The following is a 23,949-nucleotide window of genomic DNA, read 5'->3' as shown; positions in this document are numbered from 1 at the left end:
AGACGACTCATGGGTCGTTGGTGATCCAAGCGGAGATCATTTGCGGTTCGAACGGGACGGACTTTCGCATTGGATTGGAGGTGCGGCGTCGCCATTGGTTCCCTGGACCCTGTTCATGGACCTACGCCTCTATGCTGTCGCCACACGTCTAGGGAATTCCAAGGGGTTGGCCAGGTTCTCGCGGATTGCCATGAATCTGTCGGGGGCATCTTCCTCCGGTGGTGGACCTGCTCGCTTGATGGCGCACTTGCGCGATCCACGTGGGTATTGGGAGGCGGAGTTCACACATCATGCGCGTTGGTATCCCCCTCGGGAGATCAGGATCCTGGCTGGATTTCTTGGTCAGGTGACCGAGCGTGACGAGGCCTCACGCCTCGGGGACCCGGAATGGGTTTCCGCAGCGGTCGGCAGGCTAAGTCGACTTCCGCGTAGTTTGCCCCGAGCGCGAAAGGCAGCGATCAAGCAGATCTTGGACGACTGCTGATCTCGTGGTCTGGTCAGCAAGCGACGGGGGCACCCGCACGTACGGGTGCCCCCGTCGCTCCACCTTCGGCGGCGGCACCGCCGACCAGCTCCCGGCCCGCGGTGCTCTCGGCCTCGCGGCCAAGGCGGCCGTCGACAACGGACACGCCGACGCCGTCACCGGCTTCCGTGGCGCCGCCGTCGAGAGCACCGGTGACGGCCTGGTGCTCGTCGCCGAGGACGGCCACCGCCTCGATCCGGTCGACGAGGTCATCGCCCTGACCGGCTTCCGCCCCGACACCGGCATCCTGTCCGAACTCCGCCTGAACCTCGACGAGCGCCTCCAGGCCCCGGTGGAACTGGCCCCGCTCATCGACCCCAACCAGCATTCCTGCGGCACGGTCTACCCGCACGGCGCCAAGGAACTGGCCCACCCGGAGCGGGACGTGTACGTCGTCGGCATGAAGTCCTACGGCCGCGCCCCGACCTTCCTCGCCATGACCGGATACGAGCAGGTCCGCTCCGTCGCCGCCGCCCTCGCGGGAGACAGGGAGGCCGCCGAGCGTGTCGAACTGGCCCTGCCCGAGACCGGTGTCTGCGGCGGCGCGGGACTCTTCGACGCCCCGAGGGCCACCCAGTCCGAGGGCGACGGCGGCTGCTGCGCCGCCCCGAGCACACTCCAGATCGGCATCGGCGCTCCCGCCGCCATCTCCTGCGGCTGCTGACCGCCAACCATGACCAGTGCCAAGCGCGACGTGGCCGTGACCCGACTGCATTTTGGGTCACGGCCACGCGCCGCACTCCCCGCTCTCTGCGCTACTCAGATCACCAGCTGGGGCATCGTCTACTACGCCTTTCCCGTCCTGCTGCCGTACCTGACCGCTGACACAGGCTGGTCCACTGGCGGCGCCACCGCAGCTTTCTCCCTGGGACTTCTCGTCTCGGCTGCGGCGGGGATCCCCGTGGGCCGCGTCCTGGACCACCGGGGCCCTCGGGCTGTGATGACCGCAGGCTCCGTTCTCGCAGTCCTCTCAGTGCTCACCCTGGCCTACGCGCCCAACCTGGTCGTCTTCACCGCCGGCTGGATCCTTGCTGGCTTCGCCATGGCCGCCACGTTCTACCAGCCTGCATTCGCCGCACTCACGCGCTGGTGGGGGCCCGACCGCGTCCGTGCCCTCACAATCCTCACCCTCGCGGGAGGTCTGGCCAGCACTGTCTTCGCGCCCCTGACTGCCACTCTCGCCGACCACCTCGACTGGCGCACCACCTACGCCGTCCTCGCTGCGATCCTCGCCCTCGTCACCATCCCCGCCCACGCCCTCGCGCTGCGGGCGCCCTGGCCTCAAGTGCCCGCTGGAGACCAGCGGCAATGCCCCGGTCACCCGTAGCCGGCCCTTCATCCTCCTGGCAGTCGCCTTCACCCTTTCGGGCTTCGCGGTGTACGCCGTCGTCATCGGCCTGATACCGCTGTTGACGGAACGCGGTGCTGACGCGTCAACGGCCGCTTGGGCACTCGGACTCGGCGGAGCTGGACAGACTCTGGGCCGAACGCTCTATGCCACCCTGGCCCGCAGGACCGGTGTCACCGCCCGATCCAGCACCCTGATCGCCGCAGGCGGAGCCACCACGGCAGCACTGGCCTTCGTCCCCGGCCCGATGCCCCTGCTGATCGCCCTCGCCGTCCTCGCCGGAGTAGTGCGCGGCAATCTCAACTCCAGGCCACTGCCATCACTGACCGCTGGGGCACCACCCAGTACGGCCGTCTTTCCGCCCTCCTCGCGGCGCCCGCCACCATCGCGGCAGCCCTCGCACCCTGGGCCGGAGCCACACTCGCCGGGCCCCTGGGCGGCTACCCCGGACTCTTTGCTGCGCTCGCCGGTGCGTCGCTGGCTGCGGCAGTGCTGGCTGCGTGGACCGGAGCGCGGCGATCGCGTGGAACATGGCATCGGCCTCCGGCTTCGGTTCCCCCGCGTCTCAACGACCGCTCTCAGTGACCGAAGAGGTGCCGACAGATACTGCCTGTCGCGAGGTGCTACCTCTTCAACATCGCGACCTGGCGGGCGCGTTCCGCCAGTTCTCCTACGGCTCGGACCTTCCGGTAGGGGGCGAGTCGCTTCCGCATCGTTTCGAAGTGCTCGTCGCCACGGGCGGTCGACAGGCCCACGTAGTCGTCGAGGAACGTATTCCAGGTGCTGCACGCTTCCTCGATGTGTCCCAACTCGTACTGGCGCTGGGCCATCACGCCGTTGGTGTGGAGTCGGCCCTGCCGCTCCTGCTTGGGCTGCGCCCGGACCGAAGTCTTCAGGGCTGCGATCGAGCCCGCCAGATCTTTTGTCTCGTACAGGACGTGGGCGACGTGGAACTGGTAGGCCGCCTGGTCGTACCCGCCGACGGCGTCTCGTCGTGAATCGGCCTTCGAGAGTGCCACCTCGGCTTCACGCAGACGGTCGAACGCCTGTTTCTGGTCGCCGACCATGGCTGCGGCGTGGGCCTGCTGGCCTCGGAGGAATGCCACCAGCCGCGGGCCGGCCTTCGGCGCCGCTTCGGCGGCCGAGTCCGCGAGTTTCAATGCTGTCTGTCCGTGGCGCAGATTCGATGCCTGCAGGCTCATTCCGCGCAGGGTGCGGCAATAAGTGACGTGGTCACTGGCCGCCTTGGCGAGTTTCAAAGCCTTGAGGTAGTACTGCTGTCCGAGGCCGTGCTCGCGCTCGTACATCGCCATCCAGCCGGTCAGGTAGGTCAGGTCGGAGGCGGCGGCCAGCATGTCGTTGCGGACCGGCTCGGTGGCCTGGGCCCGCAGGTAGGGCGCCACGGTGTTGACGAGGAACGCCGCGGCCATCGGGCGGGCGTGGCCCCCGCCCAGCTCGTCGAGGATGTCCGCGATGCGGTCGGTCATGGTCCGTACGGTCGCGACTTCGCCCGGCCCGATACGGCCCGTGGGTTTCGTGGCACGTTCGCGTTCCTCTGCGTGTGCCTCGCCCGCGAACAGGGGTACGACGAGAGCAGCCGAGTACAAGCCGGCGGCGAGCACGCCGCGTCGTGAGGGGTCCATATCAGCCCTGCCTAGATCCAAGAGGGACTCGACAGTGTCTCCGCTGTCGGAGTCCTCTCCGCCCTTCGGGGGCTGCAGGCCCGCTTCCGCATAGGTCACCGGGCGACCGATCTTGCGTTCGAGTACCTCGATGATTACCCGCCTGACCTGCTCCCTGGGCTGTGTACCGCTCAGCCAGTGCGACACCGCGGAGTGGTCGTACTTCAAGGTCATACCGACCTGACCACCGGTGCGATTCACAGCGTTGGCGAGCTGCGTACGCGACCATTGCGCCTGCTCAAGCAGGTTTTCCAGTCCCGTATTGCGGTCGTCCTGGGGTTCCTTGGCCATTGCCAACTCCCGGAGAATTCACGGCTTTCACGGTCACGCCTCCCTCTTACGGTACCCGGACAGGCACGTCCCGCAGTTAGCTCTTCACACGCCGCAACCAAAAGCGGACACGAGAGGAGCGCGTGATGACCGCCGTGACAGACAAAGACCGATCCCCGAGCGTCAACGCTGCCGATCCGGAGGCATTGCCGATCGACGTGGAGGGCATCAGCGACGTCGTGACGAAGGCTTTGGCCATCACGCTGGCCATGCCCGACCGGCAAGAAATCGATCTGACAGCCAGCCAGTTGCGGGGTTCGCTGAACCTGTTTGTGGCTGAAGACCTGGGGTTCGATACGGAACCGACCGTTCGGCAGATGTACAGGGATGCCCACCGCCTGTTGGAGCTGAACGCCCGGCCCACGGCTGACACCCCCCAGTTCACCGCCTACGAGTACATGTGTGAGCTCGGCCGTCTGACGAGACGCTTCGTAAGCCTCTATCGCGAGCACCATCAGGAGGGCGCGAGCGATGAGTAGCAGCCAGATGGCGCCACTTCCGAGGCGAGACTCCCAGGCTTCGCGCCCAGCAACATCCGAGGCCAGGCGGCTCTACCTCGTCCCCAGCGGGCTTCCCCCGGAACGCAGACCCCTGCCGCTCCCCATGGAGGAGGAGGCGTGAGCGAGCTGCACCGGCAGATCGCCTACATCGCGTGCCTGACCACCGTCGGCGGCTCGCTCGTCCTGGCCGTGTGGCGCGGATGGTGAGGGAGAAGCGGCGGCTGTACGACTGGCGGGAGTGGGCGGGGGCTCTGTTTCCCTTGCTCGTCACTGCCCCGATCGGCCTCCTGATCTGGCATTTCGGCGACCGCTAGACCCACAGACTCTGCCTCCGACGGACCACCCACGGCCCTGGATGCCGGAAGTCTTGGAGGCGGGCCCGGACCCCCGCCCGGCTGTTCTCGTGACGGTCGACAGTCGGGCGGGCGCACGACGAGTACGGGGAACCGCTCTGTACTCGACTGGCAAATGCAAGGGAGGAATCAACGATGGAGATCCAGCACGAAACGACCGCGGACTCGGCGACCGCCCCCATGGCGGCGCCCACAACGGGAGGCAGTCTGCTCGTCGCCCGTACCCAGATGAAGGCCGCGCGAGAGCGCGTGTTCATCCCGTCCGACAACACCGGCGGCCGTACCGACGGCAACGACACCTGACAGGACTGGACACATGACCGCTGAGCCCCATGCGGTCGTCGCCCGCCTCGGCGAGGACTTCCTCGCCGAGGCGTTCGGCCGCACCTTCCGCGTCATCCCCGGCGACGCACAGTCCATCGCCGGAATCCTCAACTGGGACGACCTCAACGAGATCATCGCCCGGCACCGCCTGGAGCCACCGCGGCTCCGCCTCTCCGCCGACGGCGTGGTCGTGCCCCTCGACGCCTACACCGTGCGGGAGGTGGCCAGACGCCGAACCGTATGGCACCGCGTCCACCCGGCGTCCCTACACGAGCAGCTTGCCCAGGGCGCCACCATGGTGATCGACTCGTTCGATGAACTGCACACAGGAGTACACGGTCTTGCCCATGCCCTTGAGGCCAGGCTCCGCACGAAAGTCCAGGTGAATCTGTACGCCTCCTGGAAACCGCGCGAGGGCTTCGGAGTTCACTGGGACGACCACGACGTGGTCGTCGTCCAGGTGGATGGGCGAAAGCGCTGGAAGATCTACGGGCCGACGCGCGTCGCCCCCATGTACCGCGATGTGGCCGAGACCGATCCGCCGCCCGAGGAGCCCGTTGCCGAGTTCGTCCTCACTCCCGGAGACGTCCTCTACTTGCCCCGCGGCTGGTGGCACGCCGTCTCGGCCTCCGAGGGGGACCGGTCGCTGCACCTGACGTGTGGGCTCAGCTCCACGACCGGTGTTGACCTCGTGTCCTGGGTCCTCGACACTCTGCGCGCAGAGCAGACAGTCCGAGCGGATCTTCCCCATTTCGGGACGGCCGTCGAGAAGCAGCTCGTCGTCGACCAGTTGCGCGATCTTGTGGCCAAGGAGATGGCTGACGGCAGTCTGATCGACCGCTACTTCCAGCACCGGGATGCGGACGAGCGCGTACGGTTCCGGCCCAGTCTTCCCTTCGTGGACGCGGTGCCGGCCGATCCTGATCTCAAGGCGCGGATGCTCACCGCGCGCCACACGCTCAGCACTACGGACGACGGCAACGCCGTGCTGACGGCAGGCGGCGAGTCCTGGACCTTCGCGGCGCCCGCGCTGCCCTTGCTGGAGCGCCTCGCCGATCGATCGGAACACCGGCTCGCCGACCTCATCAGTGACACCCAGCTCACTCTGGGACAGGCAGCTGCCGTGGTCGGCGAACTTGTGAGCGGCCAGGTCGCCTCGATCGGAGGTGCGCTGTGAGCGGTGCCGAACTCGGCCTGGGTACCTATCGAACGACCGATGTTGCGGCCGCAGCCGAGGTCGCGATCGACCATGGTGTGTCGTGGATCGATACGGCCCCGAATTACCAGCGCGGCACGGCCGAGGAGCAGCTGGCTCCCGTGCTGGATGCGTTACCGTCCGTGCGTGTGTCTACGAAGGTCGGCTTCCTGGATGCTGCCCGCCAGGAACGGGCGACGAAGGCGGGAGTGCTCACCCCTTCACGGACCGGGAAGGGGTACTGCCTCGAACCGTCATATGTGAGTTGGCAGGCGGCGCAGAGCAAGGCTGCCCTCCGCCGGATCCCCGACATCACGTTCGTCCACAACCCCGAACACGGCGGACCAGAGCCACACGATCTCGACGCCCGCCTCATCAGAGGCTTTCGGACGCTGGAAGAGTGCTGCCAGCAAGGGCTGATCAAGGCGTACGGGGTGGCCACATGGTCGGCGCTGCACGACGGGTCGCTGACTGTCGACCGCCTCATGGAGCTGGCTCACATGGCTGGAGGCGCATCGCACAAGTTCGCAGCGATCCAGCTCCCGTTGAGCCTCGTGCAGTTGGGGCCCATCGCCGATGCGCTGGACGGCCGGGGTGTTCTCTTCGATGCCCGTGCCGCCGGTCTGGAAGTCTTCGGTTCGGCGCCGCTCCATGGCGGAGAGCTGCTGGAGATAGTCACTCCCACCGTTGCGCAGGAAGTGCTTCCCGGGACTGCTCCCATACAACTGGTTCTGGGAACGGTCGCTTCTACGCCCGGTGTGACGCGGATCCTCCTGTCGGCCAGCTCCGCACGACACTGGACGGCAGCAGCACCGTCCGCTACCCCATCCCTCTCACGCCCCTTCGACAGCACCGCACTGAGAAAGATCGTCGATGCCTTCCGCGCCTGACCACGCCACAGCAGAACGAATGCGCCAAGCATTCGAGTACGCCGCTACGGCCTTCTCCCTCAATGCCGCCGGCAGAGAGGAGACGTGGGGGTGGGACGGAAAGACCCTGAGCGGTCCGGCCAGCGGCCGCCTCTGGCTCCGGGTGGCCGCGACCCGGGCGGAGAAAGCGGCTGGCGCATCCTGGAAGGGACCGGAAGAAGCACACGAAGCGATGCCGGATCGCGTTCCTCGGCCTCGCTTCCGCGGCGCCTTCGAGTGGTCGGCGGGCGAGTACGCCTACCGTGCCGAGGTCCACAACCGCGTCGACGGCCGGCCACTCAGCCATTCGCCCTTGCCGCCACCGGGGCTGGACCTCTCCGACATCTGGTGGGCAGCGCTGCACGATGCGCTGGACGCAATCTCGCTTGTGTCCACGCGCCGCGTAGCTGTCCGCCAAGAACGGCTTCACTGGGCCCTGCCCCGGTTCCTAGGTGCGGACGTCAGCACCGAGGTCATGGAGTGGAGCACTGCACACGCCGATGTCCAGTGGTCGAATCTGGCCGGTCCCGGCCTCTGCATCCTGGACTGGGAGCGGTGGGGGCTGGCTCCGGCCGGGTACGACGAAGCCACTCTCTACGTCTCCAGCCTCGCCGCCCCTGCCGTCGCCGACCGCGTCTTTCAGGAGTTCAAGTCCACGCTTGAGTCGACCGCGGGGCACTTCGCCCAACTGGTCGTGGCCAGCGAGTACCTCCAGGGCATGGAGCGCGGTAACAACCTGGAGCTCGAAGCACCCCTGCGAAAGCAGGTTGCCCGTCTGCTCGGCTGATCGATGTCCGTTCGCCTGATGAGGGTCAGGCGAACGGACTGCCGATCGGCGTCACGTCATCGACGCCGACGTTGTGCTCAACGCTGGCGAGAGCGCGCACCGTGTGTACTCGCGAGGGTGGCCGGAGGGACGGTGTGCAGGCCCTGTGCCGCCGTGCGCTGGTTTGCTGGTGCAGCGGTGAGCGTCTTGGCGGGTACGAGGTCCAGCCGGTACAGGCGCCAGACAAGCACCTCGCTGACAGAGTCTGCGCTGTAGAGCTCCCGCTGCGCCGAGACCTTACGCAGGAGGGCCGTGGTGTCGTGGCCGGCGCGCTGTGCCTGGTCGAGTACGGCCGCCAGGGCAGGCCAACCGGCCTCGGCCTGGACGCGGTCGGCCAGCTCGGGCAGTGCAGAGCTGATCGTGTCGGCGTGATGCTGCTGCGTGCGGGCGGTGAGCTTTTCGCCGTAAGCGCACATGTCGGCCAACGGGTCTGCAGCAGCAGCCCGGTACGCCGCGCGCAGGTGTATGGCGGTTCGGCGTGCGGCTTCGGCTTGTTGGGCGTGATGGTGGGCGGCGTGCCAGCGTCCGGCGGCGATGACGGTGAGAATCAGAAGATCCAGGACCAGAGCGGTGGCGGCGCCATCTGCGCCGCGTCCGAGGGCATGCCCGGAGTGGACGATCTGGCGGGCCGCCCGTCGCAGGGCGTACATCTGGGTCTGCTCGCCGCGAATGTGGGAGCGCACTGCCCGCTCGAAGGTCCGTGCGGCGTCTTGGAGTTCCTTATGTGGACGGCCCAGGGTGGTTTGGGCGAGGGCGTCGAGGACTTCGCCCACCCCGACGAGGTGGGTAGCCACGGCCTCGTCGTCGGGGGAGGCGAGCGCGGTGAGCGCCGTATCGACGGCTTCGGCGGCGAAGCGGCGGGCGCGGCCCGGGGCGGATTCGCCAAATCGTTCCATGAGGGCCGGGGGCTCGGGGGTGTCTCCTCCGGTACTGAAGCGCTCACGAATTTTGGGCAAGGACAGGTCTGGTGCGAGCTTCGAGCCGGAGTACCAGATCGGCTCCTGCTCGGCGTTGCGGTCACCGACGATCGCTACGGAGTAGCCGAGCAAGTCACCCGATGGGGCGATGCGCTTCTTGATCCGTACACCTTCGGCGCCAAGGCGGTCGAAGAACTCGGTCTCGTCGACGGCGCCGGCGAGGGCGCGGTGGACGTGTTCTCGCAGCAGCTCGCGGGAGGTGGCCTCCTGGCCGAGACGTTCGGCTTTGCGGCGCTCGGCGCTTGTGGGGCGCTTGGCGGCGGTGCCGTCCCCCTTCTTCAGCTGTCGCAGGCCGAACTCCTTCTCGATTTTGCGGCACTCCGCCTGGGCGCGAGTGGCGTCCTTGTGTCGGCGTGGCTGGGTGCGGTCGGCGCGTACGAGCGTGGCGACGAGATGGATGTGGTCGGGAGCGTGCCGGACCGCAATCCAGCGGCATGCTTGCTCATCGCCTTCGGGGGCGATGCCGGTGGCGTTGACGATGCGGCGTGCGACGGTGGCCCATTCTTCGTCGCCGAGGACGCGGTCGGTGTCTGCGGTGCGCACCGAACAATGCCAGACGTGCTTGGCCGGGGCCCTGTTCTTCAGGGCGTCGACCCAGTGGTTGAGATCGGAAGCGAGCTCGCTGAGCGTGGCGCTCGGATCGCGTCCGGGATCGGCGATGAAGGGGTCGTAGGCGGCGACGATGTGCGGGTCGACGTGGGCTTCGATGTCGCTGGTTCGGTAGAGATACTTGAGCAGGCCGATCGTTCGGCCGCCCGGCGGGTTGATGTCCGGGACCATAGCGTCAGCTGACCAGCTTCCGGGCGGCAGCCTTCACCATGGCTGCGGCCTCGCAGACCTCGCTAGTGGCGCGAGCGAGGTGGATGACGTCACCGCCGGAGTTCAGGATCCGAGCCATCTGATTGATGTTGTTGCCGACACGGGCCAGGTCGACGCGGGCGGCTTCGAGCCGGTCGAGAGCCTCGTCCTGGTCGAGCCCGGTCCGGTTGTGGAGCTGAGCGTGGACTGCCTGAGCGATGAATCGGGCTTTGGAGACCCCCTTTGCGTCGGCGGCGGCCTGGATCTCGGCTTCTTCGGCCTCGCTGGCGCGGAAGGTCAGGCGTTTCACGCGCTGGCGGGGCTGGCGGGGGCGTCGACGGCCCCGCCTGACTGTTTGATTCTCCTGCTGGTGGCCGCCCTCGGCCACCAGTTCCTGGTCCGGCGCCCCCTGGCGCAGGACCTCCCCCGCCACCCCCGGGGCGGGGGCAAGCGCGCTGGACCGGCCCTTGGACGGTCCAGCGCTACAGCTTGCTCCGTCTGGGGCTGGGGTGAAGGTCATCTGCTCCTGTGGTGCGTGGAGTTCGCGGTCGAGGCCATGCATAGGGACTCCTGTAAGCGGTGGTGGGATGAGGGCCCGCCCCTCCTGCGCTGATTTGCGGGAGCGGCGGGCTGGGGTGACGAGGGCTGCGGAGTTCAGTCGGTGCCGGTGGTGGCCTCGTCGAGTTCTGTCTGCAGCAGGTTCTTGACCTCATCCAGGCGGCTCCGGGAGATGCCGAAACCTTTATCCCGGATCGCCTTCTCGACGTTGCGGCGCGAGACGCGGCCAGCCCGTCCGAGGGGGGCTGTGCGACCGATGCCGATGGCCTGCTCCAGGGAGACGCTTGTCTGGTGACCTCCCGGCTTACCAGGCCGGTTCTCGGTTTTCGCCGCTTCCGTCGTGGTTGCTTGCGTCACGTTGTTGGCCTTCGTAGCTGTTGGCGGTGCTGTAGCGCTGTCCTTGTTTACCGCAGCGGGTTTGTGGCCGTTGTTGGCGTTGTGGCCCTTGCCGTTGTGGCTGTCGGGAGTGGTCGGGCGCCGGGCGACGAGGAGGTAGAGGTGGACGGCTCCGGCCAGGGCGAGTGGGGCGATGGCGGAGATGACGCCGACGGTGATGTCGTCGAGGGCAAGTCCGGTGTGGCTGCCTTGCTGGTTGAGGCGGATGGCATGCAGGACGTTGGCCCAGATGCTCGTGGCGGTGGCGATGCCGACCAGCGCCGAGACATAGAGGCGAGCGGGCAGCGGTGCGGTCCGCAGGATGAGCAGGGCGCCGATCCCGATGGCGATGAAGCCGTCGATGACGAGGGGGAAGGCGTAGGTGAGAGCCCGGTGGATGTGGCTGGCGACGGCCATCTGGCGCAGGGCGTCGTAGGAGAGCGCGAAGGCTGCCACGGCCAGCAGCGCCACACCCGTGCGGATCGCGGCGGCCAGTGGCGCCGGGGCAGCGGGTGGGGCGATGGCGGTGGTGGGAGAAGGCAAGGGTGGTGCTCCAGGGATGCGGAGGCGGCTGATGTGGCCGTGGTGGGGGAGACTCGTCGCGACTCGTTGCATGCCTGTTCAGGGCAGGTACGGGTGCGGTGGTGATGTCGAGTCGACTCGTTGCCGGTCTCCGACTCGTCCCCGCGCTGACCTGCGCGGAGACGAGTCGCGACGAGTCGTGTCGGGTCAGGCGCCGGTCGTGGGTTCCGGTGTGGACTCGGGGCAGTAACGCGCCCAGGAGTCGGAGAACTGCAGGCGGGCGAAGCCCTTGGCTTGGACGTCGCCGTGGAAACGGCGGTTGGCAGAGCTGATGCCGTAGTCCCTCAGCAGGAGCTGCAGTCCGCGAGGTGTGAGGCCGTTGGCGGTGTACTCCGGCCAGGGGGTCTCGTCGTCCTTGTTGAGGATGTCGAGGAGGCGGCTGGTGCGAATCACCGGCGGGTTGCCTTCGGCCACGAAGGCGCGGCGGATGTCGACCAGGAGCCGGATTCCCAGGCCGCTGCTGTCTTGGTCCTGCTGGGCCTCATGCCTCGTCATGGCCAGGCAAGCGGCGCGGGCGAGGTCGGGCCACTGACCGCCGCCGAGGTCGGCGATGGCGACCAGCGGCTCCCAGGTGTCGGCTGCCCGGTCCTCGACCGGCATGGTCGGCGTCAGCTCCATCGCATCGGCGTGGAGTGGGACCAGCCACGCCACAAGCCGGTCGCGCAGCGCGTGGAGCGTGGGGGTGTCACGGACGGTGCGGAACTCCGCCACCTTCTCGCCCGGCCTGCGTCGGCGCATCCGGATGACGACCGACCGGTCCATGATCGTGTCGGGCAGGTCACCGATGCCCGCGAGGGCCGCCATGGCGAAGGTGGGGAACTTGGCCACTTCGTGGTTGGGTCCGGAGACCCGCAGAGTGGGGCGGTTGCGCTGGTGCCCCGCGTTGAGCAGGCCGCGCATTTCCTCATTCTTCTCCGCGACCTTCGCGGATCCGAAGAGGGTGTCGGCCTCATCGACCAGCAGGGTGGGCGGGGCCTCGGTGATCGACCGGAAGACCGCTGCGGCCGAGGCGTTGACCGTGATCAGCGGGGCGTGGACGGTTTCGGTGATCACGTCCAGGAGCCGCGACTTGCCGCACCGTTTGGCCGGCCCGACCACGGCCAGCCGCGGCGCGTGCTGCCACGCGGTCTGCAGGTGGGTAGCCGCAACCCACAGGGTCACGGCCGTGAAGGCTTCCTCGTTCGGCAGCACGACATACCGTCGGATCTGCGCCCGCAGGTCTGCCAGAACCTGTTCCCCCTCGGAGGCCGGGGCGGGATCGGGCTCGTCGGCGGGCGGCTCCGCGGACGGCGGCGTGGAGGATGCTGGCTCGGCCGGCTGGCCGGGTATGGCAACGGTCGGCCATGCGACGGGCGCGGCGGAGAGGGATGGCGTCTTCGGGGTGGCTTCGTCCATACTGGACACGAGCTCCTCTGCTTGCGGGCCACATGGGACGGCAATCCCGGCCTCGCAGGTTGATCGCTAGGGATGGCGGTTGAGAGGTTTGCGCTTGGCCCCCCGGCTGTGCCGGGGGGCTTTTTCGTGCGGAGAGCGGGGCGTACGACTCCTTCGGTCCGCTGCTGCTGCACCACCATGCCACACGAATTGCCGATTGCAGAATTATTCTGCATTTCGCAGGGACGTGCTACTGTTGATCTCGTTGCAAATGGCAGCGACGCACTACGTACGGAAGGAGGTGGGCATGGCTGACGAAGGCTCCCCCCAGGGGGTCCTGCTCAGCGGCGAAGAGAACGTCGCGGTACGGATCAAGCTGGAACGCGAAGCGCGCGGCTGGAGCACCAACTCCCTGTCCGACCGAATGAACGAGGCCGGGTTCGAGATGAACCCGTCCGCGGTCTGGCGCATCGAGAACCGCAAGCGCCGTATCAACGTGGACGAAGCGATCGGGTTTGCCGAGGTCTTCGGCGTCTCGCTGCGCAACCTGGTCGGCCCTCCCCGGCTCGCGGCCATGGCCCGAGCCATGGAACTCATCGACGACGTCGTCGACGCGTACCGCCAGACGCAGCGAGCCAACGCCGCCTTCACACGGGCACGCGACGCCCTCGACGCCTACCTCGCCGAGCACCCCGACATCCGCGAAGAGGCCGATGTGATGGTCTCCAACGCCATGGCCGAAGCAGCCAGCAGCCACCTGCTGCAGGCTTACGGGGCCCCGCCCGGCGAACACCCGGACGCCGACCAGCACGGCTCCGCCACAGAGGCGTAGCCCCGACTCCGACCCCCTGGGCTCGCAAACCCCCAGGAACGGGTCAGCACAACCGCCATCCCTTTCGATCAACCCCGGCAGACCGGCGTTGCCGCGCCCATGACTGCCAGGAGAGGACTCCCCTTGCGCCGACCGGCAATAACCCCTGCCTCCACACAGACTGCGCGTGCTGCGGAGGAGGTGACACACACGGCTGACCGCCTCCTCACCGTGGAGGAGGCCGCCGAACGACTTGGAACAGGCGTCCGCTTCATCCGGCGCCTCATCCAGGAACGTCGCATCCGCTACGTGAAGCTCGGCAAGCCCGTCCGCATCCCCCGCAGTGTGATCGACACGTACATCGCCGAGCGCACGGTGCCGACCCTCCGCGAGGCGCAGTCCCGCTTCGGGAAGGCAGCCTGATGGCGGGCCGCAAGCCGCAACGGCGGCGTGAATTCGGCACCGTCCGCCAGCTCCCGTCGGGCCGGTGGCAGGCGCGCTACTGGGCCCCTGACGGCAGCCGCCGGACTGCCCAGGAGACCTTCGCGACCCGCACCGAAGCCCAGACCTGGCTCACGCTCACCCAGGCCGACATCGAGCGCAAGCACTGGGTGGACCCCGACGCCGGCGCAGTGAACTTCGAGGCGTATGCCGCGAAGTGGGTCGAGGAGCGTGGGCTCTCCGCCACCACGGAGGAGCTGTACCTCAGGCTGCTGCGACTGCACCTGCTGCCCGCGTTCAGCTCCGTGAACTTGGACGACATCACGCCGCCTGGGGTGCGCACCTGGCGAGCCGAGCGGCTGGAGGCGACCGGCGCAACGACGGTCGCAAAGTCGTACCGCTTGCTCAAAGCCATCATGGAGACGGCGACCGACGACGAGCTGATCCGTCGTAATCCCTGTCGGATCAGGAGCGCCGGCAGCGAGAAAGCCAAGGAACGCCCGACGGCCACTGTCGAACAGGTCGACGCGCTTGCTGATGCCATGGGGCCGAGGTGGCGGCTGATGGTGTACTTCGGTGCCTACGGGCCGATGCGACCGGAGGAGCAAGCGGCCCTGCGACGGCCCGACGTCACGCTCGAACCCCTCGCGGTCAAGATCAGTGACGCAGCGCCCGAGCTGACCACCGGCCGTCGAGTCGAAGGCGACACGAAGTCGACCGCCGGTAGGCGCACCGTCTCCCTCCCGGCCTTCCTGCACATCGAGGTGAAGCGCCACCTGGACTGGTACGCCGAGAAGGACCCCAACGGGCTTCTGTTCGTCGGCGAGAAGGGCGCCCCCTTCCGACGGTCCACCTTCGGTCGCAAGTGGCGCAGGGCACGGGCCAAGGTCGGTCTGCCGGAGGGCTTCCGCTTCTACGACCTCCGCCACACCGGCCACACCTTGTCCACCCAGTCCGGCGCCACGCTCAAGGACACGATGGTCCGAGCCGGCCAGTCTTCGGAGAAGGCGGCGCTGATCTACCAGCACTCCAACGGCGAGCGTCAGGTCGAAGTCGCGGACGGGATCGATGCCAGGGTGCGCGAGCTGCGGCGACGGGCGGAGAAGAAAGCTACCGGTCGCAAGGCATGACGAACTGGTTGGGGTGGGTTCCGTGCCCACCCCAACCAGTTAGTCATGCGCGCATCGCAGGCGATTGACCAGTGAAACTTCTTGATTTCCTACCTCATTTGAGGGAGGATTTCCGGAAATCACTCTCTGTGGTCGGGGGCTGGGCATGGCAGTCGTGCACGTTGAGGAGTCTCGCGGTCGGGACAGGCTCACTGAGCTGGGGCTCTCGGTCGAAACGATCGAGGACGTGCTGCGGCGCGCGGAAGCGGAGCGGAACTTCTGCACCCCGCTCGACCCCGTATCGCTGCCGGGCAACATCTTCTGGGGGCGGACGATTCGCTTCCTGCGTGAGGCGCACATCCCTCAGGGATGGCGTAGTGCGAGCCCCAACAACGTGTCGCTGCTCCTCTCGCCTGCAGACGACTTCGCCATCACGGCCTCCAGCGGCAGCAAGGGTGCTGGCTATGCCGCGCTCATTCCGTCCACGCGTTACGCGAAAGGCTCCGCCGTCATCCGCAGGGTGGAGACCAATCGGCAGCTGATGCTCTCCGACTACGAGGCCGAGCCCGACCAGCATGACGTGGGCGGTGGCATTCCCACCTGGTTTCTGCTCTACCAGCACGTGAATACCCCGACCGGGACGAGGCTGTACTACGAGCTTTCCCTGCCGAACAATGCGGGCAGCCGTGGCAAGATCGACAGCTGGCACGAGCGGATCATCTTCCCCTACCTCGACTTCGAGGGCTTCAACCCCTTCCCGCAAGACGACGACGGCGAGGGCGACATCGACATCCCCATCGAACGCCTGGGCTGACACGTCCCACCCCCAACCCATTGGCACTCTCATGATCACCGCATCCCGGATCGTCCTGGCGCGCAAGCGCCGCGGGCTCACCGTCACCCGCCTCGCCCAGATGGCCGGACTCACCGCCCGACGGCTCTCGGACTTCGAGAACGGACGTGCGCATCCCAGCGCACCTTCCCTGGCGGCCCTGGCCGAGGCACTCGAATTCCCGGAGTCGTTCTTCAGCGCTGGGGAAGTCGCGGACCTGCCCGTGGAGTCGGTGAGCTTCAGAGCATTGAGCAAGATGACCGCCTCGCAGCGGGATATCGCGCTCAGCGGTGGGCGTCTGGCCCGGATCCTGCAGGACTGGATCGCGGCCCGCTTCCGGCTGCCGACCCCGGCTCTGCCCTCCTTGACTTCCTTCAGCCGTCTCAGCGATGCCGAGCAGGTTCCATTTCCAGGAGAGGCAGCCTCCGCGGATTGTCCGGCCGAGCGCGCAGCCGAACTCGTCCGTGCTCGGTGGGGATTGGGTGTCGCCCCCGTTCCCAACATGGTCCATCTTCTGGAGGCGCACGGGGTGAGAGTGTTCTCGTTGTCCCGCGACTGCCCCGAGGTCGACGCCTTTTCCTTCTGGGACAGGGGTGTCCCCTTCGTGCTGCTGAGCACGGGGAAGACCGCCGAGCGGGGTCGCTTTGACGCGGCCCACGAGCTGGGCCACCTCGTCCTGCACGGCGAGGAGCAGGTACCCCATGGCCCTCATGCCGAAGGCGAGGCTCATCGTTTCGCTGCGGCTCTGATGATGCCGGCGGCGGACGTCCTCGCGTGCACCCCCCGTAACCCGAGCACCAGTTGGATCCTGCAGGCGAAGCGGCGCTGGAAGGTCGCGGCCATGGCGCTGGCGCATCGCCTGCATGAGTTGAACCTCACCACGGAGTGGCAGTACCGCACCCACTGCGTGGAGCTTGGGCGTCAGGGGTACCGCAAGGCGGAACCGCAGAGTGGGCTGGCCCGCGAGACTTCACAGGTGCTGGGGAAGGTCTTCACCGCCCTGCGGGCCGAGGGCACATCGCTGACGGATGTCGCCCGTGACCTTCAGCTGAGACCCGCTGATCTCAGCGACCTTATCTTCGGCCTGGTGGTCACCGCGCAGGATGGCGGACGCAGCGGTATCCGCTCTGAGGCCGCGCATCGACCGCAGTTGTCGGTGGTCCGATGACCCGGAACTTTGCGGACGAAACGAAACGCTTCCCCATGATGAAGTGACGCAGGCCACATAAAATGGATCTCACTATGCGAGACTTGCCGTCGCCGCACCACCGATGTGGTGCGGCAGCGGCCGTTTAACCTGCGCATTTCTCGGAGTTGGGGCACGCGGAGGGCACGGTAAGGTCGGATAGGTCTAGACAACGAAGAAGGCCCAGGTCTTTGACCTGGGCCTTCATTCAAGAGCGGGTGACGAGAATCGAACTCGCGCTCTGAGCTTGGGAAGCTCATGTTCTACCATTAAACTACACCCGCGCGGAGCGCTGATCGATCAACGCTCACCGTCGCACACTCTACCCCATGGCAGGCCCCGGCGCGTGAGCCGGGGGCCTGGGTGTCGTGTCCGAGGTGTGGATGTGGCTGCCGGGGGCGGGAGTTGGGGCGTAGCGTACGTAGTCGGAGTGCCGCCTGGAGCGGCGTCCTCTTCATCCCCTAATGTGGCGTTCTCGTCCAAGGCTTGTTGGGGAAGGGACTTGATGGACTCCATGGAGCGCACCGTCGTCCGCTGTGCCGAAGGGCACATTTTCGCTACCGCTTCGTTCCCGCTGCAGCAGCTCGGGGCCGGTCGGATCGGTCCCGGGAGGCTTATCCGCTGCCCGCGTTGCGCCCGGTTGCGGCATGCCGTTCCTGTGGTGTTCGAGGAGCGGTAGAGGCGTCGGCAGACGGTTGTGCCAGAGCGCGCGGGCGGTCCGGTTGGGGCGGGCCCGCGCGTTCTGCGTATCCTCGGGACGTGCTTCTCTCAGACAAGGACATCCGGGCCGAGATCGACGCCGGGCGGGTCCGCATTGATCCGTTCGATCCGTCGATGGTGCAGCCCTCGAGCATCGACGTGCGGCTCGACCGCTACTTCCGGGTGTTCGAGAACCACCGCTATCCGCATATTGACCCAGCCATCGAGCAGGCGGACCTGACCCGTACGGTCGAGCCGGACGGGGACGAGGCATTCATCCTGCACCCCGGCGAATTCGTGCTCGCCTCGACGTACGAGGTCATCTCGCTGCCCGACGATCTTGCGTCGCGCCTGGAGGGCAAGAGCTCGCTCGGCCGGCTCGGGCTGGTGACGCATTCGACGGCCGGGTTCATCGACCCCGGGTTCTCCGGGCATGTGACCCTGGAGCTGTCGAATCTCGCGACGCTGCCGATCAAGCTGTGGCCGGGAATGAAGATCGGCCAGCTGTGCATGTTCCGGCTGAGTTCTCCGTCGGAGTTCCCGTACGGCTCGGAGCGGTACGGGTCGCGCTACCAGGGGCAGCGTGGGCCGACGGCCTCGCGTTCGTTCATGAACTTCCATCGGACCCAGGTGTGATGCCGGACCATGAATGATGTACGAGAGAACCTGACGTACGAGGCGTTCGGTCATGCCGTGCGGGAACTCGCGCAGACCGTGGCCGACGACGGATACGAGCCGGATGTGGTGCTCAGCATCGCGCGGGGCGGGGTTTTCGTCGCGGGCGGGCTGGCGTATGCGCTGGACTGCAAGAACATCCACCTGGTGAATGTGGAGTTCTACACCGGGGTCGGGACGACTCTGGAGATGCCGGTCATGCTGGCGCCCGTTCCGAATGTCATTGATTTCTCGGACAAGAAGGTCCTGATCGCCGACGACGTCGCCGATACGGGCAAGACGCTGAAGCTGGTCCGTGATTTCTGCATCGATCACGTTGCCGAGGTGCGCAGCGCGGTCATCTACGAGAAGTCACATTCGCTCGTGAAGTGCGAGTACGTGTGGAAGAAGACCGATCGCTGGATCAACTTCCCGTGGAGTGTCTTGCCTCCAGTACATAGGTCCGGCGAGGCGCTCAGGGAGAACAAGGAAGCGCTCTGATCTGCGGGTGACGGCGGGGAGAGGGGCCGGGTCCGTGAGTTGGGCAGCCAACGTGATGGTTTCCGCCGATGCCTCGGACTGGAAGAACGTCGAGGTACTGAGCGACTGGCTTCGAGATGAAGCCCGGCAGTGTCAGCCGCCGGGCGTTGTCGGCGTCGGTTCCCTCCGACTCATTACGGGCCCGGATGCCGCGTGGGGCGGCGGAAAGAACCCCGAATGCGAGATCTGGGCCGGCGCTCTCAACCATGCCGACCTTGGTGCGCTCCGGCGACGGTTCGCCGGGATGCCCTGGCAGGAACCGAATGCCGTACAACTCTTGATCATGGATCAGGAGGAGGCGTTCTTCCGTCTGTGGATGATGCGGGACGGTGAGCTGAAGCAGTACGCACCCGTGTAGCCGCCGAGGAGGGCGACGCCTTCCACGGCACCCGGCTCGGCTTGTCAGCCTGGGGTGTCTTGCCAGTACATAAGTTCGGGAGTGGCGCCCAAGGAGAGCAAGGAAGCGCTCTGACCTGCGCCCACTCCCGCAGCGGCAAGCGAGCCCCTCGATGCGAATTTCGGTGCGACGGCCAGTGAAGTCTGTCGGCCCGGCAACACGGGCTGCAGCGACACGGACGGCTCGCTAGTGCCCACGAGGAGCCCTGCCGACGCACGGTCCGGAAAGTCAGGACCGCCCGCCACCGACGCGGACTTCTGGGGTGGATCAGCGGCGCAGGGATTCGATCAGTGCGCCGCGGGCTGCCGCTGTGCGGATCGCCCGGTAGTAAATTCGTCGGTAGCCCGTGTAGTGCCAAGGAAGGGCGTCGACGTACCCGTCCACGTGGCGGAACTGCTCCAGCGCTTCCCGATGCCGGCCCTGCTTGTGCAGGCAGTACGCCAGTAGGTGGCGTACGTCTGACAGTCGGGGGTGGTCGTCGGCCGCGTTCACGTCTTCCAGGGTGGCATCAATCATGACGCGGACTTCCGGTGACCGGGGGCCGGGCAGCAAGTCAGACCTCGAAAAGTAGGCCTCGTACCAGGCGAACAGGGGCAATGCGGCCATCAGGCTGCCTTTCGGCGCGCCGGTGGACGCCTGCTGCGCGAATGCGCACGCCAGTTCGTTCGAGCCGCGCCACTTCGCACTCCAGTACTGCAACGCGTTGAAATGCGCCTCGAAGTGATGCGGTGACCGTGCGGTGACTTCCGCCCACAACTCGCTCATCAGGTCGTGGGAATAGCCGAGGCCGAGCGCTGTCAAGATTTCGGCACTATGCGGCGTCGGGTCGTCCGGACTGAGGGAAGCTGCCACCGCTATCTCCTCGCGGGAGGCAAGCAGTTCCCGATGGAAGGCTCTTATGCGCCAGGCGGAAGTCCGGTGGGCGTAGGCGGCACCGCGCTTCTTCCACGCGCGGTGGATCCGGGCGCGTGCTTTGACAAGTGCCACATCCGGATCGCCGGGGCGGGCGGCGTCCCAGGCCCGCAGCCAGCGGCCGCCCATCCACCCGGTGAGGGAGGCCAGATTACCGACGTAGAGGGCACGCCGTTCCCAGTCCTGTGCGGCCCCGGCCAGCAGCTCCGCGGCCGGCTTCCAGACGCCGACGGAGGCGGCGACAATCGCGCGTCGGAGAGCGGGATCGGGGCCGGCGAGCTTCCCTCTCTGAAGCCGCAGGGGCAGGAGTTGGAACCAGACCAACGTGCCGCCTATGAGCAGGCCGACGGCGATGTCTTTACTTGCCACGTCGCGATTCCTGTTCCGGTGTGTAAGGGGTGTGGGGTGCGTTCCACCAGGAACTGGCACGACCTGCGGCGTGGGGGGAGCCGTGCGTGGCGAGTGAGGAGTATGCCCGAGTGGTGATCAGTGCGTCAACGGCGGGGTGCAAGGCGGACCTACCGCGACAGGCCAAGGCCACGGCCGCCGCTCGGGGCGCGGGCAGCTCCTGCGAGCTTTGCCATCAGGAGGTTGCCCGCGACGCAGTGGTCCCTTGCCCGCAGCCGCACCCTCTTCCGGGTTGGTGGGGTCTCAGTTGCTCAGTCGAGCGACGCTGTTGGAAGCTGGAGCACCAGTTTGGAAGATCCCGTATGCGGATCGCGGCTGACCTGCCAAGTCCATGACACGAGAACGGCTATGTCTTCGTCGGTGATGGCCGTTGCCGAGCAGCCTCGGACGGTGTCGAGAGTGGCCGCGCTGATGACGCTGCTCTTGTCCACGATCTTGCCGATGGCGGCCTGAGACACGTCCTGTGGGCTGTCCGCGACGACCCGGCTCCGAGGCGGTGATCACTTCGTCCGCAGCCGCGTCCGGGAGCGTTAGGACGACCACGCTCGGGTGACTACGTCGACGTACAGTAACTCGACGTCCATCAAGTCGGCATGCAGTATTCCGCAACCCTTAATCTGTAATTCCAGATTCGTTACCCATGGTCGGTTAATGGCAGTGGGTAACGGACTCCGTAATGACCCGCATAAACGCGTACTCGAAAAAATTTCACGGACTCGCGCAACCATTCACTGGTGCCCCATGTCTGATCGGTGGAGTCAACAGACTCCAGAGACTGACTGGATCGGGCGCCGCGGAAGCATGCAACAGAGCTGAGCCGTGCGCCCCTTTTTCAGACGTGGGGAAACACATGCGCATTCGTGCCTCTGTCGCTGCAGTGACAGGCGCCCTGGCCCTCTCCGCCCTCGCCGTCCCGGCGGCGCAGGCGGATGACAGCCACACCGTCTCCTCGTTCACGCGGAACGTCGAGACCGACGCGGCGGTCGACCCGGCCGACGACGTCAGCGGAGACACCACGATCTCGAACGTGGTCGTAAACGGCGGCAAGGCCGTCGTCATGGGTGCGACCACGAAGAAGACCGTCACGGTCAGCTTCACCGCCACGGATGACTCGGGCATCGAGTGGGCGACAGCGGTGCTGTGGCACGGTTCGACCTTCGACAACCTCGACGGCGGCGTGGTGCCCAACGAGGACGAGGCCGTCTGCACCAAGGTCAACGACACGACCTCCACCTGCAAGCACACCTTCACTGTCGACGCCAACTACGACCTGCTGAACAAGCTGGCCGGTGGCTGGAAGGTCTGGGCGATCGCTCAGGGCACGGACGCTGACTACGTCCAGAAGGACAACGTCAAGGGCTTCAGCCTGCAGCGCATGTCGAAGCTGACGGTCAACGCGTCCCCGGAGCCTGTGGTGAAGGGCAAGACCATCACGGTCACCGGCGCGCTGACCCGTGCCGACTGGGAGTCGAACAAGTACGTGGGCCTCAGCGGCCAGTCGGTGGTGCTGCAGTTCCGCAAGGCGGGCACCACCAACTACACCAACGTCAAGGGCATCAAGTCGGCCACGGGCGGCGCGCTGAAGACCACGGTCACGGCGTCCACCGACGGCTATTACCGCTTCACCTACGCGGGTATCGCGTCCACCGCGACGGTCAGCGCCGCGGGTGACTACGTCGACGTGAAGTAAGCCGGCGTGAGGTGAGCCGACGTGAAGTAGCCCATAGCCCAGTAGACGCGGCGCTCGTAACGGGTTAACGGATTCACGCGGGAAAGCGGCGGTCGACCCACCTCCACACGAGCTCCAGGGTGGCCGCCGCCACCACGGCGATACCCACCGCGGCCCACGGCATTCACCCCGGCCGGCTTCAGCGCGAAGAAGTCCTGAAGCCAGGGCACGGCGAGCACCAGCAGGAAAGCCACGCTCATCGCGGCGACGGGGCGCATTCGCCACCAGGTGTACGGTCTTTCTCGACGCCTGAGGCGGGAGCAGCAGTGGCAAATGAATGACCCCCGGTGCCGCGGCGCCGGGGGTCAGTTCTGTGGTGCGGGTGGGTGCGTCAGATGGTGCCGAGCTTGATGATCGACAGAAGCGCGATCAGCTGGATCGCGGATGCGCCCAGTGCCTTCGGCCAGGGCAGGTCGTGCGACTTGCTGACCATCGAGGTGAAGAGTGCGGCCGAGGCCAGCCAGGTCACCCAGCCGAGGACCTGGACCAGGGAGTTCTCGCCGCCCAGGAACAGCGCGAATATCAGGCGCGGTGCGTCCGTGATCGACATGATCAGCATGGAGAGGCCGACCGTCGGCTGCCAGGCGCCGTCGCCGCCGAGCTGGCGGGCGAGGGTGTGGGTGACCGCGCCGAGGACGAGGCCGCCGATGACGAAGCCGATGCCGGTGAGGACGACGTACGGGACGGCTGTGGAGAGCGTCGCGTGGATCGCGTCGTCGCGGGCCTGGTCGAAGCCGAAGAGTGCCAGCAGGCCGTAGAGGAACGTGACGATGAGCGCCGGACCCCAGACGGGGTAGTCGCGCATCTGCCAGAACGTCGGGCCGGGGCGCAGCACGATGCCGCTCAGCAGATCCTTCCAGTGCAGGCGGGGGCCTGCGGGCTGGGCGGGGGCCTGGCCGGCGCGGTAGGTGTTGCCGTCGCCGTACGGGTCCTCGTCGATGCTGAACGCTTGGGTGTGACCCGGGTTGTTGGCGTACGGGTCGCCTCGGTGGGGGTGCTGGGGCTGGTGGTACGGGTCGCCGAAGTATTCGGGCTCGCCGTGTGCGCCGCCGTAGCCGCCGTTGCCCTGATGTGCCCCGGGCCGGCCGGCTGTGTACGGGGTGCCGTTGCCTCCCGTCGGCGGCCATGGCTGCTGACCGTACGGCGGCGGTGGTGCCTGCGTGCCGTACGGCTGCTGCCGCGGTTGCTGTTGCCCTTGCTGCGGGGTGCGGTTGTCCCGGCCGCGTCCGATCCTGAATCCAGCCACGTAATCGAACGTACCTGGTCCGGGACAGTGAGGTGCCGGGCCCGGAGGATCGGGCCCGGCTTTGCGGCCGAGCTGTGACATCCCCTAAGGGTGTCCCGTGGCAGCTGTGAGGGGTGCCTACGGGGCGGTCGGGAGCGGGGTTCGGTGCTGGAAGGGTTCGACGGCCGGGGGCAGTCCGAGCCCGCGCGGGAACGCGCTGGGCACGGCGTTCTCGGTGCCGCGCAGCTGCCGGGGCGCGCCGAGCGCGTCGGGCAGACCGTTGCCGCAGCCGCCGTAGCCGCCGCGCCGGCAGGAGGTTCCGAAGAGGTCCCGGGCCTCGGCGACGCGAGCAA

22 protein-coding genes, 1 tRNA gene and 3 pseudogenes are annotated in these 23,949 nt (G+C 67.2%); 16 read left to right on the top strand and 10 right to left on the bottom strand.

The window, feature by feature from the left end; translation table 11 throughout:
• Window positions 1–542: 542 nt before the first annotated feature.
• Window positions 543–1,187 (top strand): annotated as a pseudogene (locus ACFYP5_RS29225) (flavoprotein); the annotation flags it as partial.
• A gap of 9 nt (window positions 1,188–1,196) precedes the next feature.
• Window positions 1,197–2,456 (top strand): annotated as a pseudogene (locus tag ACFYP5_RS29220) (MFS transporter).
• A gap of 38 nt (window positions 2,457–2,494) precedes the next feature.
• Here the strand turns inward: ACFYP5_RS29220 and ACFYP5_RS29215 are convergent.
• Window positions 2,495–3,844, bottom strand: a complete 1,350-nt coding sequence (locus ACFYP5_RS29215) for a hypothetical protein (protein ID WP_389041585.1) — start codon at window positions 3,842–3,844, stop codon at window positions 2,495–2,497.
• A 125-nt stretch (window positions 3,845–3,969) separates the two neighbouring features.
• On the opposite strand from ACFYP5_RS29215, the gene ACFYP5_RS29210 reads away from it, so the two are divergent.
• The 5 genes from ACFYP5_RS29210 to ACFYP5_RS29190 all read left to right on the top strand — a co-directional run bounded on the left by ACFYP5_RS29210 (window position 3,970) and on the right by ACFYP5_RS29190 (window position 7,950).
• Window positions 3,970–4,362, top strand: a complete 393-nt coding sequence (locus ACFYP5_RS29210) for a hypothetical protein (protein WP_389041583.1) — start codon at window positions 3,970–3,972, stop codon at window positions 4,360–4,362.
• A 509-nt stretch (window positions 4,363–4,871) separates the two neighbouring features.
• On the top strand, window positions 4,872–5,039 hold the full coding sequence (locus ACFYP5_RS29205) for a hypothetical protein (RefSeq protein ID WP_389041581.1): 168 nt from the start codon (window positions 4,872–4,874) through the stop codon (window positions 5,037–5,039).
• Window positions 5,040–5,052: 13 nt separating this feature from the next.
• A complete protein-coding gene (locus ACFYP5_RS29200; protein ID WP_389041580.1) occupies window positions 5,053–6,237 on the top strand; it encodes a JmjC domain-containing protein in 1,185 nt (394 codons plus the stop codon).
• Window positions 6,234–7,145: an aldo/keto reductase gene (locus tag ACFYP5_RS29195; protein ID WP_389041578.1), complete on the top strand. Its 912-nt coding sequence runs from the start codon at window positions 6,234–6,236 to the stop codon at window positions 7,143–7,145. The genes ACFYP5_RS29200 and ACFYP5_RS29195 overlap by 4 nt, the downstream gene beginning before the upstream one ends.
• Window positions 7,146–7,356: 211 nt before the next feature.
• Complete coding sequence (locus ACFYP5_RS29190; RefSeq protein ID WP_389041576.1) at window positions 7,357–7,950, top strand: hypothetical protein; 594 nt, start codon at window positions 7,357–7,359, stop codon at window positions 7,948–7,950.
• 77 nt (window positions 7,951–8,027) lie between these two features.
• Here the strand turns inward: ACFYP5_RS29190 and ACFYP5_RS29185 are convergent, their stop codons facing one another.
• The 4 genes from ACFYP5_RS29185 to ACFYP5_RS29170 all read right to left on the bottom strand — a co-directional run bounded on the left by ACFYP5_RS29185 (window position 8,028) and on the right by ACFYP5_RS29170 (window position 12,674).
• A complete protein-coding gene (locus ACFYP5_RS29185) occupies window positions 8,028–9,746 on the bottom strand; it encodes a relaxase/mobilization nuclease domain-containing protein (protein ID WP_389041574.1) in 1,719 nt (572 codons plus the stop codon).
• A gap of 4 nt (window positions 9,747–9,750) precedes the next feature.
• On the bottom strand, window positions 9,751–10,326 hold the full coding sequence (locus ACFYP5_RS29180; protein WP_389041572.1) for a plasmid mobilization protein: 576 nt from the start codon (window positions 10,324–10,326) through the stop codon (window positions 9,751–9,753).
• Between the two features lie 92 nt (window positions 10,327–10,418).
• Entirely contained in the window at window positions 10,419–11,240 is an 822-nt protein-coding gene (locus ACFYP5_RS29175; RefSeq protein ID WP_389041570.1) for a DUF2637 domain-containing protein, read from the bottom strand.
• A gap of 186 nt (window positions 11,241–11,426) precedes the next feature.
• Window positions 11,427–12,674, bottom strand: coding sequence for a DUF3631 domain-containing protein (locus ACFYP5_RS29170; RefSeq protein ID WP_389041615.1), 1,248 nt, complete (start codon window positions 12,672–12,674; stop codon window positions 11,427–11,429).
• A gap of 286 nt (window positions 12,675–12,960) precedes the next feature.
• On the opposite strand from ACFYP5_RS29170, the gene ACFYP5_RS29165 reads away from it, so the two are divergent.
• The 5 genes from ACFYP5_RS29165 (at window position 12,961) to ACFYP5_RS29145 (ending at window position 17,014) form a co-directional block, all read left to right on the top strand.
• Window positions 12,961–13,485 (top strand): helix-turn-helix domain-containing protein, encoded by a 525-nt coding sequence (locus ACFYP5_RS29165; protein WP_389041568.1) that lies wholly within the window; start codon window positions 12,961–12,963, stop codon window positions 13,483–13,485.
• A gap of 180 nt (window positions 13,486–13,665) precedes the next feature.
• Window positions 13,666–13,887 carry a helix-turn-helix domain-containing protein gene (locus ACFYP5_RS29160; RefSeq protein ID WP_389041566.1) on the top strand — a complete coding sequence of 74 codons (222 nt, stop codon included), beginning with the start codon at window positions 13,666–13,668 and terminating at the stop codon, window positions 13,885–13,887.
• Window positions 13,887–15,035, top strand: coding sequence for a tyrosine-type recombinase/integrase (locus ACFYP5_RS29155; RefSeq protein WP_389041564.1), 1,149 nt, complete (start codon window positions 13,887–13,889; stop codon window positions 15,033–15,035). The genes ACFYP5_RS29160 and ACFYP5_RS29155 overlap by 1 nt, the downstream gene beginning before the upstream one ends.
• 145 nt (window positions 15,036–15,180) lie before the next feature.
• A complete protein-coding gene (locus ACFYP5_RS29150; protein WP_389041562.1) occupies window positions 15,181–15,828 on the top strand; it encodes a hypothetical protein in 648 nt (215 codons plus the stop codon).
• A gap of 31 nt (window positions 15,829–15,859) precedes the next feature.
• On the top strand, window positions 15,860–17,014 hold the full coding sequence (locus tag ACFYP5_RS29145) for a helix-turn-helix domain-containing protein (RefSeq protein WP_389041560.1): 1,155 nt from the start codon (window positions 15,860–15,862) through the stop codon (window positions 17,012–17,014).
• A gap of 231 nt (window positions 17,015–17,245) precedes the next feature.
• Here ACFYP5_RS29145 and ACFYP5_RS29140 read toward each other — a convergent pair.
• Window positions 17,246–17,316, bottom strand: a tRNA-Gly gene (locus tag ACFYP5_RS29140).
• Between the two features lie 475 nt (window positions 17,317–17,791).
• Between ACFYP5_RS29140 and dcd the strand changes: the two genes are divergently transcribed.
• The 3 genes from dcd to ACFYP5_RS29125 are packed head-to-tail and all read left to right on the top strand — an operon-like array spanning window position 17,792 to window position 19,283.
• Window positions 17,792–18,367, top strand: a complete 576-nt coding sequence (gene dcd / locus ACFYP5_RS29135) for a dCTP deaminase (protein ID WP_030929269.1) — start codon at window positions 17,792–17,794, stop codon at window positions 18,365–18,367.
• A gap of 9 nt (window positions 18,368–18,376) precedes the next feature.
• Complete coding sequence (locus ACFYP5_RS29130) at window positions 18,377–18,886, top strand: phosphoribosyltransferase (protein WP_389041558.1); 510 nt, start codon at window positions 18,377–18,379, stop codon at window positions 18,884–18,886.
• A gap of 34 nt (window positions 18,887–18,920) precedes the next feature.
• The gene (locus ACFYP5_RS29125; protein ID WP_389041556.1) at window positions 18,921–19,283 is read left to right on the top strand and encodes a squamosa promoter-binding protein 15; all 363 of its coding nucleotides are present in this window, start codon (window positions 18,921–18,923) and stop codon (window positions 19,281–19,283) included.
• A 306-nt stretch (window positions 19,284–19,589) separates the two neighbouring features.
• Here the strand turns inward: ACFYP5_RS29125 and ACFYP5_RS29120 are convergent, their stop codons facing one another.
• Entirely contained in the window at window positions 19,590–20,603 is a 1,014-nt protein-coding gene (locus ACFYP5_RS29120; protein ID WP_389041554.1) for a hypothetical protein, read from the bottom strand.
• Window positions 20,604–20,893: 290 nt separating this feature from the next.
• Window positions 20,894–21,100 carry a hypothetical protein gene (locus ACFYP5_RS29115; protein WP_389041552.1) on the bottom strand — a complete coding sequence of 69 codons (207 nt, stop codon included), beginning with the start codon at window positions 21,098–21,100 and terminating at the stop codon, window positions 20,894–20,896.
• A 392-nt stretch (window positions 21,101–21,492) separates the two neighbouring features.
• On the opposite strand from ACFYP5_RS29115, the gene ACFYP5_RS29110 reads away from it, so the two are divergent.
• Window positions 21,493–22,332 (top strand): DUF5707 domain-containing protein, encoded by an 840-nt coding sequence (locus ACFYP5_RS29110; protein ID WP_389041550.1) that lies wholly within the window; start codon window positions 21,493–21,495, stop codon window positions 22,330–22,332.
• Window positions 22,333–22,405: 73 nt separating this feature from the next.
• On the opposite strand, the pseudogene ACFYP5_RS29105 reads toward ACFYP5_RS29110, so the two are convergent.
• Both ACFYP5_RS29105 and ACFYP5_RS29100 read right to left on the bottom strand, forming a co-directional pair.
• A pseudogene (locus ACFYP5_RS29105) lies at window positions 22,406–22,610 on the bottom strand (hypothetical protein); the annotation flags it as partial.
• Window positions 22,611–22,702: 92 nt separating this feature from the next.
• Window positions 22,703–23,617: a Yip1 family protein gene (locus tag ACFYP5_RS29100; protein WP_389041548.1), complete on the bottom strand. Its 915-nt coding sequence runs from the start codon at window positions 23,615–23,617 to the stop codon at window positions 22,703–22,705.
• Window positions 23,618–23,949: the final 332 nt, after the last annotated feature.

Source organism: Streptomyces sp. NPDC005262 (assembly GCF_042872425.1).
In the GTDB taxonomy this organism is placed as follows: Bacteria; Actinomycetota; Actinomycetes; order Streptomycetales; family Streptomycetaceae; genus Streptomyces.
Note: the sequence above shows the minus strand (reverse complement) of the source record. Positions and strands in the feature narration are given on the sequence as shown.

Coding starts and splice junctions, on each gene's coding strand:
- ACFYP5_RS29215 (WP_389041585.1), bottom strand. CDS start 3,844: ATGGCCAAGGAACCCCAGGACGACCGCAATACGGGACTGGAAAACCTG.
- ACFYP5_RS29210 (WP_389041583.1), top strand. CDS start 3,970: ATGACCGCCGTGACAGACAAAGACCGATCCCCGAGCGTCAACGCTGCC.
- ACFYP5_RS29205 (WP_389041581.1), top strand. CDS start 4,872: ATGGAGATCCAGCACGAAACGACCGCGGACTCGGCGACCGCCCCCATG.
- ACFYP5_RS29200 (WP_389041580.1), top strand. CDS start 5,053: ATGACCGCTGAGCCCCATGCGGTCGTCGCCCGCCTCGGCGAGGACTTC.
- ACFYP5_RS29190 (WP_389041576.1), top strand. CDS start 7,357: ATGCCGGATCGCGTTCCTCGGCCTCGCTTCCGCGGCGCCTTCGAGTGG.
- ACFYP5_RS29185 (WP_389041574.1), bottom strand. CDS start 9,746: ATGGTCCCGGACATCAACCCGCCGGGCGGCCGAACGATCGGCCTGCTC.
- ACFYP5_RS29180 (WP_389041572.1), bottom strand. CDS start 10,326: ATGCATGGCCTCGACCGCGAACTCCACGCACCACAGGAGCAGATGACC.
- ACFYP5_RS29170 (WP_389041615.1), bottom strand. CDS start 12,674: ATGGACGAAGCCACCCCGAAGACGCCATCCCTCTCCGCCGCGCCCGTC.
- ACFYP5_RS29165 (WP_389041568.1), top strand. CDS start 12,961: ATGGCTGACGAAGGCTCCCCCCAGGGGGTCCTGCTCAGCGGCGAAGAG.
- ACFYP5_RS29155 (WP_389041564.1), top strand. CDS start 13,887: ATGGCGGGCCGCAAGCCGCAACGGCGGCGTGAATTCGGCACCGTCCGC.
- ACFYP5_RS29150 (WP_389041562.1), top strand. CDS start 15,181: ATGGCAGTCGTGCACGTTGAGGAGTCTCGCGGTCGGGACAGGCTCACT.
- ACFYP5_RS29145 (WP_389041560.1), top strand. CDS start 15,860: ATGATCACCGCATCCCGGATCGTCCTGGCGCGCAAGCGCCGCGGGCTC.
- ACFYP5_RS29130 (WP_389041558.1), top strand. CDS start 18,377: ATGAATGATGTACGAGAGAACCTGACGTACGAGGCGTTCGGTCATGCC.
- ACFYP5_RS29110 (WP_389041550.1), top strand. CDS start 21,493: ATGCGCATTCGTGCCTCTGTCGCTGCAGTGACAGGCGCCCTGGCCCTC.